The sequence below is a fragment of the bacterium genome, assembly GCA_024226335.1.
In the GTDB taxonomy this organism is placed as follows: Bacteria; Myxococcota_A; UBA9160; order SZUA-336; family SZUA-336; genus JAAELY01.
This window is the reverse complement of the sequence record JAAELY010000149.1, coordinates 1-2,575: the sequence shown is the minus strand read 5'-3', so window position 1 is coordinate 2,575 and position 2,575 is coordinate 1. Positions and strand designations below refer to the sequence as shown.

Genomic DNA, 2,575 nt, shown 5'->3' with positions numbered 1-2,575 from the left:
CGAAAGGGCGTTGATTGCCGCGACGTCGATTGCCACGCCGTCCATGGCTCCGCCCTTCAACTCCAGCTTTTCGTTGTCCTTGGCAAAATCGACGAGCACCTTGGCCATGACCGAGGGCTCATCGTATGTAATCGCGATCGCCGTCGGTCCCGAAAGAAACTCAGAGAGCGGCTCGAATGGCGTTTCTCCGGCTGCGCGCTTGAGCAACGTGTTCTTTGCAACCGTGTACTCGATCTGCCCGGACTCATCCGCCTTGCGGAAGTTGCTCCGCAATTCATTGGTTTCGTCGACCGTCAGGCCTCGATAATCGACAGCGATGATCGCCTGGGCGCGTTCGACCTTCTCGCGCAGCGCTTCGATCTGAACTGATTTTTGTTCACGCGACAGCATGATCTATCTCCCGCTACTTCGAGGTGGCCGCTGTCAGATCAGCGGTATCGAGCCGGATTCCCGGACCCATCGTCGATGAAATCGAGACCTTCTTCATAAAGGTCCCCTTCGCCACCTGCGGTTTCGCCTTCAAGACTGCGTCGGTCACCGCGAGCAGATTGTCCACCAACTGATCGACACTGAAACTGGTTTTGCCGAAGGGCGCGTGGAGGATCCCGTTCTTCTCCACCCGGAACTCGATCTTTCCCGCCTTCTGCTCGGAGACCGCGCGACCGATATCCTGCGTCACCGTTCCCACCTTGGGGTTGGGCATGAGACCGCGCGGACCCAGCACGCGGCCGAGTCGTCCGACCACGCTCATCATGTCGGGCGTCGCGAGCACACGATCGAAATCCGTCCAACCGTCCTGGATCTTCTTGGCCAGTTCATCGGATCCGACCTCGTCGGCACCCGCGTCTCGGGCCTCACTCTCTTTGTCGCCTTTGGCAAAGACCACGATGCGCACCGACTTGCCCGTTCCGTGCGGAAGCACGACGGCACCGCGCACGTTCTGATCTGCGTGGCGAGGATCGACGCCAAGGTTCATCACCACCTCGGCACTCGAATCAAACTTGGTCGAAGAGCACTCGCGCAGCAACTCAAGCCCCTCTCGGTGCTCGTAGTGCTTCTCGTGCTCAATCTTGGCGGAACTGTTCTTGTAATTCTTGCCGTGTGCCATGCGCCTAACCCTCGACCTCGAGACCCATCGAGCGCGCAGTGCCCTCGATGATCTTCATGGCCGCTTCGATGTCGTTCGCGTTGAGGTCGGGCATCTTCATCTCGGCGATCTCCTTGACCTGATCGCGCTTGACCTTCCCGACCTTCACCTTGTTCGGCTCGCCGGAACCCTTGGCGAGCTTTGCCGCGCGCTTCAACAAAACCGCCGCCGGGGGCGTCTTCGTGATGAAGGTGAACGTGCGGTCTGCATACACTGTGATGACCACAGGTATGATCAGCCCCTGCTGGTCCTGCGTGCGAGCGTTATACGCCTTGCAGAACTCCATGATGTTCACGCCGTGCTGACCGAGGGCGGGTCCGACGGGTGGCGACGGGTTCGCCTGCCCGGCCGGGCACTGGAGCCTGATCTCGGCGATCGCTTTCTTCCCCATTGCTTAGACTTTCTCTACGTGTTCGTATGACAGCCATACAGGTGTCTGGCGGCCAAACACGGCTACGAATACTTGAACCTGTTCTTTTTCCGGCTTGACGGAGCCGACCGTTCCGGAGAAGTTGCTGAAGGGACCTTGGGTCACCCGAACATCTTCTCCTTCCTCAAATGAAATCGCGGGCTTGGGCTTTTCTGCCTGGGTACGCCCGAGCATCCGCTTGACGTCCTCTTCCGGAATCGCCGCCGGGCGGGACCCCGTACCGACGAAACCGGTGACCTTTGCGGTGTTCTTGACGATGTGCCAGATCTCGTCGTCGAGTTGCATCTGAACCAGGATGTAGCCGGGCAAGAACTTGCGCTTGCTCGTGCGACGCTGACCTTTGACGACCTCGACTACATCCTCCTCAGGAATAAATATCTCGCCGATCGCTTCATCGCGACCGAATTGTTTCGCGCGCTCGAGCAGCGATTGCTTCGCCCGAGCTTCTTGACCCGAAAACGTGTTGATGACGTACCAGTACACGAGGACTGCCTGCCTTTCTTGGGCTTCGGTTTCGGGTTTATGGCCAGAGGAGCTGCATCATTCCGCTGATCGCGGAATCGAAGCCGAACAGGATCGCCCCGACTAGCAGCACCAGCACGACCACGCTCACTGTGCCGGCGAGCGTCTCCTTCTGCGTAGGCCAAGTGACTTTCTTGACTTCGACCTGCACCTCACTGAGGAACTGACGACCATCCTCTGTCCATTGAATGGGGTTTTTACTCACGACGCCCTCCCCCGGCGACGGCAAGAGCTGGCAGGCCAGGAGGGACTTGAACCCCCAACCTGCGGTTTTGGAGACCGCTGCTCTACCAAATTGAGCTACTGACCTGCGTGACCCTCGACTGACCCGACACGGGCCCGCCTACTCGATGATTTCTGCGACGACGCCGGCACCTACGGTGCGACCGCCTTCGCGAATTGCAAAACGGAGTCCCTGATCCATCGCAATCGGCATGATCAAGTCCACGTCGATCGTGATGTTGTCTCCAGGCATG

At 59.1% G+C, this 2,575-nt stretch carries 6 protein-coding genes and 1 tRNA gene; all 7 read right to left on the bottom strand.

Annotation, left to right across the window (positions count from 1 at the left end; translation table 11 throughout):
- Positions 1–390 (bottom strand): 50S ribosomal protein L10 (locus GY725_06920; GenBank protein ID MCP4003910.1); only part of this gene is annotated, 390 nt, incomplete at its 3' end.
- A gap of 13 nt (positions 391–403) precedes the next feature.
- The gene (locus GY725_06915) at positions 404–1,108 is read right to left on the bottom strand and encodes a 50S ribosomal protein L1 (protein MCP4003909.1); all 705 of its coding nucleotides are present in this window, start codon (positions 1,106–1,108) and stop codon (positions 404–406) included.
- Positions 1,109–1,112: 4 nt separating this feature from the next.
- Positions 1,113–1,538: a 50S ribosomal protein L11 gene (gene rplK / locus GY725_06910; protein MCP4003908.1), complete on the bottom strand. Its 426-nt coding sequence runs from the start codon at positions 1,536–1,538 to the stop codon at positions 1,113–1,115.
- A gap of 3 nt (positions 1,539–1,541) precedes the next feature.
- A complete protein-coding gene (gene nusG, locus GY725_06905; protein MCP4003907.1) occupies positions 1,542–2,060 on the bottom strand; it encodes a transcription termination/antitermination factor NusG in 519 nt (172 codons plus the stop codon).
- Between the two features lie 37 nt (positions 2,061–2,097).
- Complete coding sequence (secE, locus tag GY725_06900; GenBank protein ID MCP4003906.1) at positions 2,098–2,304, bottom strand: preprotein translocase subunit SecE; 207 nt, start codon at positions 2,302–2,304, stop codon at positions 2,098–2,100.
- A 28-nt stretch (positions 2,305–2,332) separates the two neighbouring features.
- A tRNA-Trp gene (locus tag GY725_06895) sits at positions 2,333–2,409 on the bottom strand.
- A 33-nt stretch (positions 2,410–2,442) separates the two neighbouring features.
- Positions 2,443–2,575, bottom strand: a 133-nt coding sequence (tuf, locus tag GY725_06890) for an elongation factor Tu (GenBank protein ID MCP4003905.1), incomplete at its 5' end; no start/stop codon positions are given.

Coding starts and splice junctions, on each gene's coding strand:
- GY725_06915 (MCP4003909.1), bottom strand. CDS start 1,108: ATGGCACACGGCAAGAATTACAAGAACAGTTCCGCCAAGATTGAGCAC.
- rplK (MCP4003908.1), bottom strand. CDS start 1,538: ATGGGGAAGAAAGCGATCGCCGAGATCAGGCTCCAGTGCCCGGCCGGG.